At 71.8% G+C, this 13,326-nt stretch carries 13 protein-coding genes; 3 read left to right on the top strand and 10 right to left on the bottom strand.

The genetic code is table 11. The features are described from left to right. Window positions 1-1,082: winged helix DNA-binding domain-containing protein (locus ACH34Q_RS02675; RefSeq protein ID WP_395981061.1), on the top strand; the 1,082-nt coding region annotated here is incomplete at its 5' end. 33 nt (window positions 1,083-1,115) lie between these two features. On the opposite strand, the gene ACH34Q_RS02670 is transcribed toward ACH34Q_RS02675, so the two are convergent. From ACH34Q_RS02670 to ACH34Q_RS02655, 4 genes are all read right to left on the bottom strand, one after another. After that, window positions 1,116-2,366, bottom strand: a complete 1,251-nt coding sequence (locus ACH34Q_RS02670) for a hypothetical protein (protein ID WP_395981060.1) — start codon at window positions 2,364-2,366, stop codon at window positions 1,116-1,118. After that, a complete protein-coding gene (locus tag ACH34Q_RS02665; protein ID WP_395981059.1) occupies window positions 2,356-3,534 on the bottom strand; it encodes a hypothetical protein in 1,179 nt (392 codons plus the stop codon). The genes ACH34Q_RS02670 and ACH34Q_RS02665 overlap by 11 nt, the downstream gene beginning before the upstream one ends. Next, the gene (locus ACH34Q_RS02660) at window positions 3,531-4,130 is read right to left on the bottom strand and encodes a hypothetical protein (RefSeq protein WP_395981058.1); all 600 of its coding nucleotides are present in this window, start codon (window positions 4,128-4,130) and stop codon (window positions 3,531-3,533) included. The genes ACH34Q_RS02665 and ACH34Q_RS02660 overlap by 4 nt, the downstream gene beginning before the upstream one ends. 67 nt (window positions 4,131-4,197) lie before the next feature. Continuing rightward, the gene (locus ACH34Q_RS02655; protein WP_395981057.1) at window positions 4,198-4,911 is read right to left on the bottom strand and encodes a GntR family transcriptional regulator; all 714 of its coding nucleotides are present in this window, start codon (window positions 4,909-4,911) and stop codon (window positions 4,198-4,200) included. A 130-nt stretch (window positions 4,912-5,041) separates the two neighbouring features. On the opposite strand from ACH34Q_RS02655, the gene ACH34Q_RS02650 reads away from it, so the two are divergent. Beyond that, window positions 5,042-6,271 carry an NRAMP family divalent metal transporter gene (locus ACH34Q_RS02650; protein ID WP_395981056.1) on the top strand — a complete coding sequence of 410 codons (1,230 nt, stop codon included), beginning with the start codon at window positions 5,042-5,044 and terminating at the stop codon, window positions 6,269-6,271. Between the two features lie 9 nt (window positions 6,272-6,280). Continuing rightward, window positions 6,281-7,075: a putative hydro-lyase gene (locus tag ACH34Q_RS02645; protein ID WP_395981055.1), complete on the top strand. Its 795-nt coding sequence runs from the start codon at window positions 6,281-6,283 to the stop codon at window positions 7,073-7,075. Here the strand turns inward: ACH34Q_RS02645 and ACH34Q_RS02640 are convergent, their stop codons facing one another. The 6 genes from ACH34Q_RS02640 to ACH34Q_RS02615 form a co-directional block, all read right to left on the bottom strand. Further along, window positions 7,076-8,173 carry an AAA family ATPase gene (locus ACH34Q_RS02640; RefSeq protein ID WP_395981054.1) on the bottom strand — a complete coding sequence of 366 codons (1,098 nt, stop codon included), beginning with the start codon at window positions 8,171-8,173 and terminating at the stop codon, window positions 7,076-7,078. Then, the gene (pnuC, locus tag ACH34Q_RS02635) at window positions 8,170-8,811 is read right to left on the bottom strand and encodes a nicotinamide riboside transporter PnuC (RefSeq protein WP_395981053.1); all 642 of its coding nucleotides are present in this window, start codon (window positions 8,809-8,811) and stop codon (window positions 8,170-8,172) included. The genes ACH34Q_RS02640 and pnuC overlap by 4 nt, the downstream gene beginning before the upstream one ends. A gap of 67 nt (window positions 8,812-8,878) precedes the next feature. Further along, entirely contained in the window at window positions 8,879-9,895 is a 1,017-nt protein-coding gene (locus ACH34Q_RS02630) for a LacI family DNA-binding transcriptional regulator (RefSeq protein WP_395981083.1), read from the bottom strand. A 57-nt stretch (window positions 9,896-9,952) separates the two neighbouring features. Further along, window positions 9,953-11,389, bottom strand: a complete 1,437-nt coding sequence (locus ACH34Q_RS02625; protein ID WP_395981052.1) for a GH1 family beta-glucosidase — start codon at window positions 11,387-11,389, stop codon at window positions 9,953-9,955. Next, a complete protein-coding gene (locus tag ACH34Q_RS02620) occupies window positions 11,386-12,312 on the bottom strand; it encodes a carbohydrate ABC transporter permease (protein ID WP_395981051.1) in 927 nt (308 codons plus the stop codon). The genes ACH34Q_RS02625 and ACH34Q_RS02620 overlap by 4 nt, the downstream gene beginning before the upstream one ends. Next, on the bottom strand, window positions 12,309-13,289 hold the full coding sequence (locus ACH34Q_RS02615; protein ID WP_395981050.1) for a carbohydrate ABC transporter permease: 981 nt from the start codon (window positions 13,287-13,289) through the stop codon (window positions 12,309-12,311). The genes ACH34Q_RS02620 and ACH34Q_RS02615 overlap by 4 nt, the downstream gene beginning before the upstream one ends. Window positions 13,290-13,326: the final 37 nt, after the last annotated feature.

The raw sequence follows: 13,326 nt of genomic DNA, 5'->3' as shown, positions 1-13,326 counted from the left end.
ACCGCGCCACGCTGGCCCGGCAATTGCTGCTGGAACGCTCGGACCTGCCGGTCGTGGAGGCCGTCGAGCACCTGGCGGGACTCCAGGCGCAGACACCGCATTCCTGGTACCTGGGCCTGGCGTCGCGGCTGGCGGACGTACGTCCCGGCCAGGTGGCCGAGCTGCTGGAGAGGCGGGAGATCGTCCGCATCGCGCTGATGCGCTCGACCATCCATCTGGTGAGCGCGCGCGACTGCCGCTGGATGCGGCCGCTCATCCAGCCCGTCCTGGATCGCGACCTGCTCTCCAATCACACGCACGGCAAGCCAGTCCAAGGCCTGGACCTGGACGAACTGGTGGCCGCGGCCCGGCCGCTGCTGGAGGGCACGCCCCTGACGTTCAAGCAGCTCGGCGCGCTGCTGGCCGAGCATGGCCGCGCGGCCGGATGGGGCGACCGCGCTCCGGCGTCGCTGGCCTACGCCGCGCGCAACCGGATGGCGCTGGTCCAGGTGCCGCCGCGCGGGCTCTGGGGGAGGAGCGGTCCGATCGCGCACCTGACGGCGGAGTCGTGGCTGGGCGCGCCGCTGGAGGAGGACCCTCCGCTGGAGGACCTGGTGCTGCGCTACCTGGCCGCCTTCGGGCCCGCCACGGTGAAGGACGTGCAGACCTGGTCGGGCCTGACCCGGCTGCGCGAGATCGTGGACCGGCTCCGGCTGGTCACGTTCACCGGCGAGGACGGCCAGGAGCTGTTCGACCTGCCGGACGCGCCGCGTCCCGGCGGCGACGTCCCGGCCCCGCCGAGGCTGCTGTACGACTTCGACAACCTGCTGCTCTCGCACGCCGACCGCGGCCGCGTGATCACCGAGGAGCACCGCGCGCGGAACACCGGCGACCGCCGGCCGCTGCCCGGCTGGGTCCTGGTGGACGGCCGCACCGGCGGGGAGTGGCGGATCGAGCGCGAGCGCGACTCGGCCGTTCTGACGATCAGGACGTTCGGCCCGCCGCCGGAAGGCCTGGCCGAGGAAGGCGCGCGGCTGCTGGACTTCGCCCACGCGGACGCCGCGGAGCACGACGTCCGCGTGGAGCGGATGCCTCGGGACTGACCTCTCGGAACGAGACGGTCGGCGACGAGACGATCAGCGGCGCAGGTCGCCGCGCAGGACGCGGTGGACGAGGTCGTCGCGGAGCTGGCCGTAGCCCGTCTCGGCCCAGATGTCCTTCTCGACCTCGAAGTAGGGGACGTCGCCGCCGTCCACCCGCGCGGCCAGGACCTCCGGGGTACGGTGCGCGCGGACGGCCCTGGCGCAGGCGGTGCACGTCCGGACGCGCAGCTGCTTGCGCTGGCCCAGGGGGCGCCAGTTGGCGCTCGTGGTGGAGTCGCCGTGCAGGGGGTTGAAGAAGCACAGCGGGCTGGGCGGGATCGCTCTGCCGCCGGCGGCGAGGGAACCGGCGGAGGCGAGGGCGTCGCGGCCGCGGTCGACCAGGACGAGAACGCCGGCGAGATCGGGAAGGCCGCGCGCGGAGTCGAGCACCTTGCCGGCGGCCTGGTAGGCGTCCAGGGCGCGGGTCATGGCGTCGTGCACCGCCTCGCTCGAGGTGTCGAGTTCCGTCCGGTCCAGCAGCTCGCCGAACGTCACCACCTCGTGGGCGGCCTGCTCGCGGAGCTCGTCCTCGCTCGCGCGGTCGGCGGTGGCCAGGACGGTGCGCGACAGCAGGAGGGGATTGGTGACGGGCTGGACGCGGCCGGTCCGGCGCCAGCGCCAGACGGCGAGCCCCGCCAGGGCGGCCACGCCCAGGCCCGCCGCGCCGAGGGGAAGGACGGGCAGGCCGCCGGAGTCCTCGGTGCGCGGCGCGTCCCTGCGAGCGTCCGTCCGGGGGCTCGCGCGGGGGCTCGTGCCCAGGTGGGCGGTGACCTTCTCGTACTCGGCCTTGCCGCGTCCCGCGGCGATCAGGTCGACGGCCCGCAGCAGCCGGTCGGTCAGGATCGCGTCCTTCATGTCCTTCTGGAAGAACGGGACGTTCGCGGCCGCGCGGGTGTTCTCCCTGGACTGCTCGGTACCGCCCCACTGCTCGGCCGACAGCTGACCGTCGTACTTGTCGAGGGTGAGGTACGCGCCGTCCGCGCCCAGCCGGTCGTGTACGACGGTGGCCAGCTCGTTCGGGTCGTCCCAGGTCCCGCCCTTCACCAGCGGGACGATCACGATGAAGATCGGGATCGGCGACCGGCGCATCCGGGCCAGCAGCTCCGCGCGCTTGGCCGGCGGTACGGCCGACGCGAGCGACGGGTCGACGTGGATCGGCGACCTGCGCAGCGCCGTGGCGATCCGCTCTCCGGGCGAGGGCTCCTTGATCGACGCCGGGTCGATCGACGCTGGGTTAATCGACACCGAGTGACTCCAGGACGTCAGAGGGCAGGTCGGTCCGCCGGGTCCCGAAGCTTCCGCGCTTCCAGCGGCCCGGCACGTCGTAGTGGGGACGGCCGTCGGGGACGCGCAGCACCCGTTTGGTCCAGGGGCCATTGGCGCAGTCCGCGCAGACCGGGAGTCTTCCCTGCCCGTGCAGCCTGCGGCGTCCGCTGGACGGCCCGTGCAGCGGGTGGACGAAGCACGGCGGGTCGGGCCTGTCCCGGGTGAGCGCGGCCCGTCCCTGCCGGACCAGGACGATCACGCCGACGAGATCGAGCACCGCGTCCGCGTCCTCGCGCGGCGGGCGGGGGCCCAGTTCGTCGAACAGGATCCGGGCGGCGTCGTAGGCGCGCATCGCGTAGCGCCGGTCGGGTGCGAGCTCCTGGCCGAGCGCGCTCAGCCCCTTGGCCGCGAGGGAATGCAGCGCCCGTACGGACGGCTTGACCGACGCGGACGCCGCCCTGGGCCGCCACCGCAGCGTCCACAGGGCCAGCCGGAACGCTCCGTACAGCAGCAGGACCGCGAGCGGCCCCAGGACCAGCAGGCCGGTGAGGAAGGGACCCCAGAAGGCGACCTTGAGCGGTGTCCGGACGTCCTCCTGGCCGATCTCCGGTACGGACCCCATCAGCGCGGGGCTGGTCGGCGGGCCGGCCGGGGCGGTGGCGGCGATGTCGAGTACCTGCGCCAGCCGCTGGGGGAAGTCGGCGAACGGCCTGTCGCCGTCGCCGCTCGTGCGCAGCTTCTCCGAGATGGCGCCGTACCGCGACAGCCGCCTCGGGACCCCGAACGGCACGGCCTCGATCCCGGCCCGGGAACCGGCGATCAGGTAGAGGCCGTCCCGCCCGACCCGTTCGCGCAGGCCGAACAGGAACGTCTCGTGCCGGCCGTACGACTCCGACTCCATGGTGTTGGGGATCACGACGATGTAGACCGGGACGCCCAGGCTCCGGGACGTCCTGGCCATCGCCGACCTGATCGTCGCGCGCTCCTGGCGGCCGAGCGTGTCGGCCAGGTCCATGTCCACGAAGAGCGGGTCCTCGGCCAGCCCGGCGGCGACCCTGGCCCACCGGTCCTGCGGCAGGGCCGCGTGCGCGAGGGGCGCGGGCAGAACGAGCGCCAGCGCGGTGACGATGACAGTGAGGATCCTCATCGCCGGGCCTTCCGCAGGCGCAGAACGGCCAGCAGGAGGATCACCGGCAGCGTGCCGATGGCCGTGCCGATCACCATCGCCCGCTGCTCCTTGCGGTCGCGTTCGCCGCCCAGGTCGCGGCGGGGCGGCTCGACGGCCTCGCGCCGCCGGGTGATCCGCGCGGCGATGTCGGGCGCTGTCATGATCTCCACGAAGCGTTCGACATGCGCGACCACATCGGCCTTGTAGGGCAGCTCGATCCGGGCGGTCAGCCAGGCCTGTTCGGCGGGCAGCGAGCCGCCGTACTGCCGGGCCGAGCCGTTCCCGCTCGCATTGGTGACGATGTAGACGCCGTCCTTGTTCAGCCGGTCGTGCAGCAGCGGGATCAGATCCCGGTTGTCGATCTGCGAGACCGGGAGTGAGGCGGGGCCGACGACGACGTAGGCGGGTACGCCCAGCCGCGCCACCAGGGCGCGGATCCTGGCACGCGCCGCGTCGGCGGGCACTTCGCGCGGCGCGTGGTCGGTGACGTGGATCGGGTCGGCGGCGAGCCGTTCGGCCAGCAGATCGGCGCGACTGGGCGGCGCGGGTGCCGCGTGCGCGGTCGCCGGTGCCAACAAAAGGGACAGAACGCCTAAGACCATCAGCAACCGCACGCGGGGAGTCTACTCACGTCCTGTCATGTCACGTCACGGGCCGGTGCTCCCCGTCCAGGTGGTAGGCGCCGGTGAGCTGTGCCTCGGCGTCGTCGAAGTACGACAGCAGTTCGCGCTCGGCGGCCGCGATCTCGCCCCGCGCCATCAGGTCGGCCAGCACCCGGTTGCGGGCCAGGTACGGCTCGTGGAACTCGCGCGGCGAGCCCATCTCGTGGAACACCAGCCGCAGCTCGGCCAGCAGGTGCCGCATCACCTCGTCCACCCGGGGGCTGCCGCACAGCGCCCCGATCGCCTGGTGGAACCGGATGTCGGCGGTGCCCACCGCGGACCAGCGCCCTGCCTCGGCGGCGCGTTCCCCCTCGGCCACCGCGGCGTCGAGCCGTTCCAGGGCCTCCGGCGACGCCTTGAGCGCGTCCCGTACGCCCGCCGCCTCCAGGATGCGCCGGACCCGGTAGAGGTCGGCGAGATCGGCGGCGGTGAGCCGGCGGACGAACACCCCGCTGTTGAACCGGTGCTCCAGCAGCCGCTCCTGGACCAGCAGCCGGAACGCCTCGCGCAGCGTGTTGCGCGACACCTGGGCGGCCCGGCACAGCTCGGCCTCGGGCAGCCGCTCGCCCGGTGCCAGCAGCCCGTCGGTGATCTGCTCGCGCAGCAGCCCGGCGACGCGGGCGGCGGTGCTCGACCTGTCGAGGTCGCCGCGGGCGGCCTCGATCCTGCCGATCCAGGTCTCCTGCGCGGGCATCGGGGTCCCTCCGGTCCGGGGGCGAACGTGACGGAAACGTCAGCGTATCGCTGAATTTATCAATTTGGGGATTGCTGGATTGTTGAACAATCCTTACTCTGCTGGAAACGACCCTCCAGGGGAGACCCACATGACCGATCACGTCACGCTCGACAAGGGCGGGGCACCGCCGGCGGCGCCACGCCGCGGCGCGCTCCTCGGCGCGATGTTCCTGATGGCCACCAGTGCCATCGGACCCGGCTTCATCACCCAGACCACGGTCTTCACCGCGGAGCTCGGCGCCGCGATGGCGTTCGCGATCCTGGTGTCGGTCCTGGTCGACATCGCGATCCAGCTGAACGTCTGGCGGGTGGTCGGGGTCGCCGGCCGCCGCGCCCAGGACCTGGCCAACAGCGTGGTCCCCGGTGGCGGCTACGCGCTGGCCGTGCTGGACGTGTTCGGCGGGATCATCTTCAACATCGGCAACGTCGCCGGCACCGCGCTCGGCCTGAACGCGCTGCTCGGCCTGGACGTCAAGATCGGCGGCACCCTCTCCGCGCTGGTCGCGGTGGGCATCTTCCTCAGCAAGCGGGCCGGCGTGGCGATGGACCGGATCGTGGTCGTGCTCGGCCTCGCCATGATCGTGATGACGCTGTACGTGGCGATCGTCTCCTCGCCGCCGATCGGCGAGGCGCTGGTCCAGACGGTCGCCCCCGACCAGGTCAAGTTCCTGGTCATCACCACCCTGATCGGCGGCACGGTCGGCGGCTACATCACCTACGCCGGGGCGCACCGCATGATCGACTCCGGGCTCACCGGCCCGGAGAACGTCCAGGGCATCACCCGCGCCTCCGTCACCGGCATCCTGGTCACCGCGGTGATGCGGGTGCTGCTGTTCCTGGCCGTACTCGGCGTGGTCGCCGGCGGTGCCAAGCTGGCCGCCGACAACCCCGCGCCGTCGGCCTTCGAGCACGCCGCGGGCGAGACCGGGCTGCGGGTCTTCGGCCTGATCATGTGGTCGGCCGCGATCACCTCGGTGATCGGCGCCTCCTACACCTCGGTCACGTTCCTGGTCTCGTTCCACCCGTGGATCAAGCGCAACCGCGACTACCTGGTGGTCGCCTTCATCGCCCTGTCCACGGTCATCTACCTGTCCCTCGGCACCACGCCGGTCACCCTGCTGATCCTGGCGGGCGCCCTGAACGGGCTGATCCTCCCGTTCGGCCTCGGCCTGCTGATGTGGGTCGCCGCCCGCCGCCGCGACCTGCTCGGCGGCTACCGCTACCCGAAGTGGCTGCTGCTGCTCGGCGTGGCCGCCTGGCTGCTGTCGCTCTACCTGGGCTGGAACTCCCTGACCGGAATCGCCGACCTCTGGAACTAAGGTGAATCCATGACCGACCGGCCGATCGACCCGGCCGCCCTCACCCCGGAACAGGCCAGGGGCCTGTTCCGGGCGGGGCTGCGGGTGCCCACCGCGGGCTGGTGCGCCGGCCGCACCCAGGCCAACCTGATCGCGGTGCCCCGCGAGCACGCCTACGACTTCCTGCTGTTCGCTCAGCGCAACCCCAAACCCTGCCCGATCCTGGACGTGACCGAGCCCGGGCAGACCTCCGCCGCCCTGTTCGGCGGCGACCTCCGTACCGACCTGCCCGGGTACGTGGTGTACGAGCACGGCGAGCCGGTGGCCGAGGTCGGCGACGCGACCGAGTACTGGCGCGACGACCTGGTCAGCTTCCTCATCGGCTGCAGCTTCACCTTCGAGGCCGCGCTGCTGGAGGCGGGCGTCCCCGTCCGGCACATCGAGCAGGGCCGCAACGTCCCGATGTACCGCACCGGCCGCCCGTGCCGCCGGGCCGGCGACGTCGGCGGCCCGCTGGTGGTCTCGATGCGCCCCGTCCCGGCCGAACGCGTCGCCGACGCCGTCCGCGTCACGTCCCGCTACCCGGCCGTCCACGGCGCACCCGTCCACGTCGGCGACCCGTCCGAGCTGGGCATCGCCGACCTGGACGCGCCCGACTTCGGCGATCCGGTCGACGTCCGGATGGGCGAGATCCCCGTCTTCTGGGCCTGCGGCGTGACTCCTCAGGCAGCCGTGATGGCCTCCCGCCCCAAGTTCGCCATCGGCCACGCCCCCGGCCACATGGCCATCACCGACGCCCGCGACACCGACTACCTCGTCCCCTGATCAGGGCGGGGTCAGAGGGGCGGTGAAGGCCCAGCCTTTCTCCAGGAGGGCTTCCACCGCGGTGGCGGCGGTGGCCAGGCGGGTCTCGGGGGAGCCGGTCACGGTGAGATGAGGGAGGTTGCGGGCTTCCAGCTCGTCGCGGAAGCGGGTGTGCATCCACTGGCGGACGGACTCGCCGTCGCGCCAGCCGTCCTGCTCGAACGGGACGTCCGACGGGTCGGTCAGGATCCAGAGGTGGTGGCGCCCGGTGTGGAGCGGGAAGCCGTCGGGGGCGGGCTCGCCCAGGTAGCGCTCGTACCAGAGGGCCGTGGCGAACGCGTCGGTGTCGCAGACCAGGACGGGCGAGCCTGAACGGGCCGCCGCCTCTTCCAGGGCCAGGTGGCGTTCGGCGATCAGGGTGAAGTCGCGCGGCTCCCAGGTGAGGTCGTCCAACCAGAGGGCCGGGTCGTTCGCGGCGCGGCGGGCGGCGGCGAGTTTCTCCTCCGTGTAAATGCGGCCGTATTCGGGGACGCAGCGGGTGGCCGGCCAGCGGCGGGCGTAGTGCTCGGCGAGGGCGCGGGCGAGCGTGGTCGTGCCGGTCGATTCGGCGCCCACGATGACGATCCGGCGGGCCAGGTGGCCGCGGACCGGGGGTGCGAGCCGGTGCCAGTGCGCGATCGGGTCGTCGCGTATCGCGGTGCCGCTGACCGGGAAGCGCGCGCGGGGCGGGTCGACCGGGACGTGGACGGCCGAGAAGCGGCGGGCGAGTTCGGGACCGTACGGCTCGGAGGAGAAGACCGCGTCGACCGGGGCCGCGTCACCCGGGAGGCCGGAACGGAACGCCGCGACATGGGCCGTCCAGGCGTCGTCGGAGCCGTAGTCGATCTCGTGGTCGTCCACCACCGGGACGATCTCCACATGCGGCTGCGGGTGGGCCTCGCGGAGCCAGGCGGCGCGGAGGGCGAGCGGGATGTTCTCCACGGTGGAGCCCGCGACGATCACGGTGAGCCGGGCGCAGGCCTGCGCGGCGGTGTCGATGAGGTGCTGATGGCCGGCGTGCGGAGGATAGAACTTGCCGATCACCATGCCGTGCGCGTAGTTCATGTGGGGCACCGTCATGCGGGCACTGGTGCGAGGCGGCCCCGCAGGTCCTTGCGCCAGGCGTTCAGGCCCAGGACGCACAGGGTCAGGAAGATGATGTACAGGGCGCTGGTGAGCTTGAGGTCCTTGTAGAAGTAGAGCGGGATGTACACCAGGTCGGCGGCGATCCAGATGTACCAGGACTCGACCAGCTTGCGGGACTGCCCGTAGATCGCCATCAGCGACAGCGCGGTGGTGAGGGCGTCCCAGAACGGCACCGTGGAGTCGGTCCAGGTGGTGAGCATCCAGGTCAGCACGGCCGTCGTGGCGGCGCCGGCGGCCAGCAGGGCGATCCAGGCGCCGCGGGTCGTCCGGGTCACGGGCAGGGCGTCGCGGGCGTCACCGCCGTACAGCCAGACCCACCAGCCGTACGCCTGGAGCCCGACGAAGACGATCTGGAGCCCGGCGTCGGCGTACAGGCCGCCGTCCAGGAACACCAGGCCGAGCAGGATCACGTTGGCGATCCCGATCGGCCAGTTGAGGATGTTCTGCCGGACGACGAGCCAGACGTTCACGCCGCCGGTGACGAAGCCGAGCAGTTCGGCCCAGGTGGTGGGGACCGTGCCCATGTGGAAGGCGGGCTGCAGCAGGGGGCCGAGCAGGTCGTGCAGCGTCATCGGCGTCTCCAGGGGGATCAAATATCGTCAGGGCGACGATAACAAACCCCGGGAGGCGCCCCGGCGGTCAGGTGCTCTCGCGGACGACCAGGTGCGGTTGCAGTATCACCACCGGATCGGCCACCGCCTCGCCCTGGATCCGGGAGATCAGCAGCCGGACCATCCGCCGGCCCATCTCCTCCACCGACTGGTGCACGGTCGTCAGCGGCGGATCGGCGACCGGGGCGCTGGCCGAGTCCTCGAACCCGATCACCGCCACGTCCTCCGGGATCCGCCGGCCGCGCTTCTTCAGCACCCGCATCGCGCCGAGCGCCATCGGGTCGTCGGCGGCGAACACCGCGTCCATCCCGGGCTCGCGCTCCAGCAGCTCGTGCGCCGCCTCGACCCCGCTGGCCTCGCTGAAGTCGCCGTACACGACCAGCTCGGGCAGCCCGGCCGCGGCCAGCGCCTCCCGGTAGCCGGTGAGCCGGTCGACGCCCACCCCCATGTCCTGCGGGCCCGCGATCGTCGCGATCCGGCGGCGGCCCCGGCTCAGCAGGTGCTCGACCGCCTGCCGGGCGCCGTAGCGGTTGTCGACGTCCACGTACGAGACGGGCGTCAGCCCGGCCGGGCGGCCGCCGAGCACGGTCGGCACCCCGCCCGCCTCCAGCTTGGCCGGCAGCGGATCCTCCCCGTGCAGCGAGGTCATCAGCACCCCGTCCACATGCTGCCCGGTCAGGTAGCTCTCCAGCCGCGCGTACTCCTGCGGCGACTGGGCCAGCGCGAGCAGCAGCTGCAGGCCGGTGTCGGTCAGCTCGGAACTGATCCCGCGGATGATCCCCGCGAAGAACGGCTCGTCGAACACCCGCTGCTCGGACTCGGCCACCACCAGCGCCACCGTGTCGGTACGCCGGGTCACCAGCGTCCGCGCCGCCCGGTTGGGGACGTACCCCAGCTCCTCGATCGCCCGCAGCACGGACTCGCGGGACTCCGCGCTCACCCGGGGCGAGCCGTTGATCACCCGCGAGACCGTGCCCCGGCCGACGCCGGCCCGGACCGCCACCTCTTCGAGGGTGGGACGCGCCGTGGAGCGCCTCACCTGTATCGCCTGTCCATCGTCGTACGCCGGCCCCTTCTCCCCGTACCGCCCTCCGCCGCGGGCTCAGGCGCGTTCCGGCAACCCGCCAAGCCGGATCACGCCCGCGTACCAGCGTGCGCTGTCCTTGGGCACCCGGCGCTGCGTGGCGTAGTCGACGTGCACCAGCCCGAAGCGCTTGGAGTACCCCCAAGACCATTCGAAATTATCCAGTAGCGACCACGTGAAGTAGCCGCGCAGCGGAACGCCGTCGGCGATGGCGTCGTGCGAGGCTCTCAGGTGCGCGTCGATATAGGCGATCCGGTCGCCGTCGTGTACCGTGCCCTCGCCGTTCAGCACCTCGTCGTAGCCCGCGCCGTTCTCGGTGATGTAGAGGTCGACCGGCGGGTAGTCGCGGTGCAGCCGGGTGAGGACCTCGTGCAGGCCGCCCTCGTCGATCTCCCAGCCCATCCCGGTGACCGGCCGCCCGCCGTCCACGAACCCGACGAACTCGCTGCCCACCCAGGGGGAGTCGCTGGAGAACGGCGACGACACCGCCTGCGCGGTCTCGCTCGCCTCGCCGGTAACCGTGAACCGCGAGTAGTAGTTGACGCCCAGCTGGTCGATCGGCTGGTTGATGATCGCCAGGTCGCCGTCCTGGACGCATTCATCGAAGCCCAGCTGCGCCACGTCCGCCAGCACGTCGGCGGGGTACGAGCCGCGCAGCAGCGGGTCCAGGAAGAAGCGGTTCTGCATCCCGTCGACGCGGCGCGCGGCGTCCACATCGGCGTCCGAGCCGCTCGCCGGCGTGATCGCGTACAGGTTGACGGCCGCGCCCAGCCGGTGCTCGGGATGCCGCGCCCGCATCGCCTGGACGGCCAGGCCGTGCCCGAGCATCAGGTGGTGGGCGGCGCGGAGCGCGGCGGCCGGCTCCCGGCGGCCGGGTGCGTGCTCGCCCGAGGCGTATCCGAGGAACGCCGCGCACCACGGCTCGTTCACCGTCATCCACTGCCCCACCCGGTCGCCGAGCGCCGCGTGGATCTGGTCGGCGTAGTCGGCGAACCGGTACGCGGTGTCGCGCTCCGGCCAGCCGCCCGCGTCCTCCAGCGACTGCGGCAGGTCCCAGTGGTAGAGCGTCGGCCACGGCTCGATGCCCGCTTCCAGCAGGCCGTCGGTCAGCCGCCGGTAGAAGTCCAGCCCGGCCTGGTTCAGCGGGCCCCCGCCGGTCGGCTGAACGCGCGGCCAGGAGATCGAGAAGCGGTACGCGGTCAGCCCGAGGTCGGACATCAGCGCGATGTCGTCCCGGAACCGGTGGTAGTGATCGACGGCGACGTCGCCGGTGTCGCCGCCGAGCACCTTGCCCGGCGTCCGGCTGAAGGTGTCCCAGATCGACGGCCCGCGCCCGTCCTCGGCCGCGCCGCCCTCGATCTGGTACGCGGCGGTCGCGGCGCCCCAGCGGAACCCGGCCGGGAACGACCGGGCGGCCGCCGGTGGCGTGCTGCTGCTGTGCTGTAGGGAGGTCACGCCTTGATCGCACCTTCCATGATTCCGCCGATGATCTGGCGGCCGAAAATGATGAACACCACCAGCAGCGGCAGGATCGCCACCGTGGTCCCGGCGAACATGAGCGTGTAGTCCTTGAAGTAGGCGTTGGCCAGGTTGTTGATCGACAGCTGCACGGTGGGGTTCTCGGGGTTGAGCACCGCCAGCGGCCACATGTACTCGTTCCAGGTCTGCATGAACGTGAAGAGGCCGAGCACGCCCGCCGCCGGCCGCAGGGCGGGCAGGACGACGCGCCAGTAGATGCCGAACGTCGTGCAGCCGTCGACGCGGGCGGCCTCGATCAGCTCGTCGGGGACGGCCTGCGCGGCGTACTGCCGCATCATGAAGACCCCGAAGCCGGTGACCAGGAACGGCACGATCACCGCCTGCAGCTGGCTCTGCCAGCCGATCTTCACCATCACCATGTAGAGCGGGATGATGCCCATCTGGACCGGGATCATCATGGTGGCGATGATCGTGAGCAGCAGCGCGTTCTTGCCCCGGAAGCGCAGCTTGGCGAACGCGAAGCCGGCCAGCGAGGCGAAGAACACGGTGGAGATCGTGACCACCGTCGCGGCGATCGCCGAGTTCAGCAGGCCCTTGGCGAAGTAGGCGTCGGGGTTGTCGAACAGCCGGCCCACGTTCTCGCCGATGTTGCCGCCCGGCAGCAGCGGCGGCGGCACGTCGGCCACCACCGCGTTGGTGCGGCTGGCGACCACGATCATCCAGTAGATGGGGAAGATCGACAGCGCGATCGCGACGATCAGCGTCAGGTAGGTGAGCGGGCTGGCCTGCCAGAGGCCGCGCAGCCGCCCGGTGCCGTCCTTGCCGCGGCGTCCGCCGCCCTTGCCGGTGCCCTTGCCGTCGGTGGGCCCGCTGCCGCGGACCGGGTTCAGCAGTGTCATTTCGTGCCCCCCGTGCGCCGCACGAACAGGAAGTTGAGCAGGGAGAACGCGATGATCATCAGGAACAGCGCCCAGGCCACCATGGCTCCGTAGCCGTACCGGTCATCGGTGAAGGCGTTGTCGTACATGTACATCGTGAGCGTCTGGAACTGGTGCAGCGAGCCGCCGTCCATCTTGTTGCTGGTGCCGACGCCGAACAGCACGGGCTCGGTGAACAGCTGCAGCCCGCCGATGGTGGCGATGATGACCGTGAAGATGATGGTCGGCTGGAGCAGCGGGACGGTGATCTGCCAGAACTGCCGGACCCGGGAGGCGCCGTCGATCGCGGCCGCCTCGTACAGGTCCTTGGGGATCGCCTGCATCGCGGCCAGGTAGATCAGCGCGTTGTAGCCGGTCCAGCGCCAGTCGACCATCAGCGCGATCGCGACCCAGGACCAGCCGCGGCTGGCCTGCCAGTCGATGTCGCCCATGCCGATGGCGCCGAGCGCCCAGTTGATCATGCCGAAGTCGCGGTCGAACATCTGCGTGAACACGATCGCGACCGCGGCGGTCGAGGTCACCAGGGGGGCGACCATGCCGATCCGGAACAGCGTGCTGCCGCGCATCCGGCGCGACAGCGTGTTGGCCAGGAACAGCGCCAGCAGCAGCTGCGGGATCGTCGCCAGCACGAAGATGCCGATGGTGTTGACGGTCGCGTGCCAGAAGTCCTCGTCCGTCAGCAGGTAACGGAAGTTCTCCAGGCCGGTGAACTCGCGGGTCCCGGAGGCCAGGCCCCAGTCGTGCAGCGACACCCAGAGCGTGAACAGCAGCGGGAACAGCCCGAAGAGGATGAAGACCAGGTAGAACGGCGAGATGAACAGGTACGGCGAGACCCGCAGGTCGAGCCGGGCGAGCCGGGCCCGCCACCCCGGCTTGCGGGGGCCGGGGGCCGGGGGCGGCGTCGCGGCCCCGGTCTCGGGTCGGACGTCGATGGTCATGCGCCTCCTTCCGGAGGATGAGCGGGGCGCGAGGGCG

This window comes from Actinomadura sp. 9N407 (assembly GCF_044326315.1).
Taxonomy (GTDB): Bacteria; Actinomycetota; Actinomycetes; order Streptosporangiales; family Streptosporangiaceae; genus Spirillospora.
Note: the sequence above shows the minus strand (reverse complement) of the source record. Positions and strands in the feature narration are given on the sequence as shown.